The sequence below is a fragment of the Mitsuaria sp. TWR114 genome, from assembly GCF_007997345.1.
The window spans coordinates 1-1,179 of sequence record NZ_VOSR01000947.1 but is presented as its reverse complement, the minus strand read 5'-3'; the positions used below and the strand labels follow the sequence as shown (position 1 = coordinate 1,179).

2 protein-coding genes are annotated in these 1,179 nt (G+C 68.9%); one reads left to right on the top strand and one right to left on the bottom strand.

Annotated features, from left to right (window positions below; genetic code table 11):
* Window positions 1–194, bottom strand: a 194-nt coding sequence (locus FUT87_RS26200; RefSeq protein WP_404935454.1) for an alpha/beta fold hydrolase, incomplete at its 3' end; no start/stop codon positions are given.
* 239 nt (window positions 195–433) lie between these two features.
* On the opposite strand from FUT87_RS26200, the gene FUT87_RS26195 reads away from it, so the two are divergent.
* On the top strand, window positions 434–1,111 hold the full coding sequence (locus FUT87_RS26195; protein ID WP_147242877.1) for a type III effector: 678 nt from the start codon (window positions 434–436) through the stop codon (window positions 1,109–1,111).
* The last annotated feature ends 68 nt before the right edge of the window (window positions 1,112–1,179 follow it).

The following is a 1,179-nucleotide window of genomic DNA, read 5'->3' as shown; positions in this document are numbered from 1 at the left end:
CCCTCGGGCGGCGCATCGGATCGTCCATGCCCCCAGAGGTCCGGCGCGATGACGCGATAGGACCGCGAAAGCGCGTCGATCTGCGGCGCCCACATGGCGGAATCCCACAGGTAGCTGTGTCCGAGCAGAAGCGGGAATCCGGTGCCGCGGTCCTGGAAGTGCAGGGAACGGCCGGCGATGTCGATGACAGGCATGGGTGTACGAGGAAAGATCGGGAGAAGGTCGGCGGAGGTGCCAGGTCTTGCCCGGCACCACGCAAGGCCCGGGCGGAATTGTAGGAAGCGCACCGGAGGCCCCGGAGCGCAGCGTGCGAAGGGCGGTGCGCAGGAACGAAGCCTTTCGCCCTGCCCTGCTCCGTTTCGCACCGGGCGTCGCATCGGGACTCGCCGGTCCTAGATTCGGCGGACAAACACAACTGCGACAGGAGACTTCCGTGTGGAGACGCCCCCTCACCAATTCGCCACCGATCCGTGCCGCGCTGGGATCGGTCCGCGACAACGCCGGCAAGTCCGGCGCCGAGTCCACGTCCACATCCAACCTGCCCAGCGGGGCGCTCGCGGACCTGCCGCAGCGGGGTTCCCGCCCCATCTCGACGGTCATCGACCCCACGCGCACGCGCGAGGCTGACGGAGAGACCAAGATCCTCACACCGGGCCACGTGCAGTTCCAGCCATCGGCCGAGGACCTGCGGCTCAATCCGAGACTGGCGCCCGCGCTGGGGCATTCGCCGCAGTTCGTAGCGGGCCAGCGACCAGACTCCTACCCCGTGCAGGGTGAATTGAGCGATGGCCGCAAGTTCAAGGTCATGGGCGTGCGCGCGGAGGCGAAGCTCGCCGGCGAGGACAAGCCGCTTCCCATCGGGCCGTCGACGCTGGTGATCGACCACGGCACGATGACGCCAGAGCAGTCGCGTCTCTACGAGACCATGCAGGCGCGCACGGTCTTTCCGCGCTATGAGACCAGCGGCCTGGAGGGCAGCAACTGCGTGCATGCCCATGCCGAGAACGTGAGGCAGCTCCTCGACCACGATGTCGGCCCGCTGCCGGCGCACCTGACGCCGCAGGAAATGCAGCCGCTGCTGAAGGACGTCAAGACCGAGCCGGAGCGCTGAGCCGTCCCGCCGCCGGCCCCGGCCCGGGGCCGATGCACGCTTGAACGACCGACCGGCCGCATCGCGGC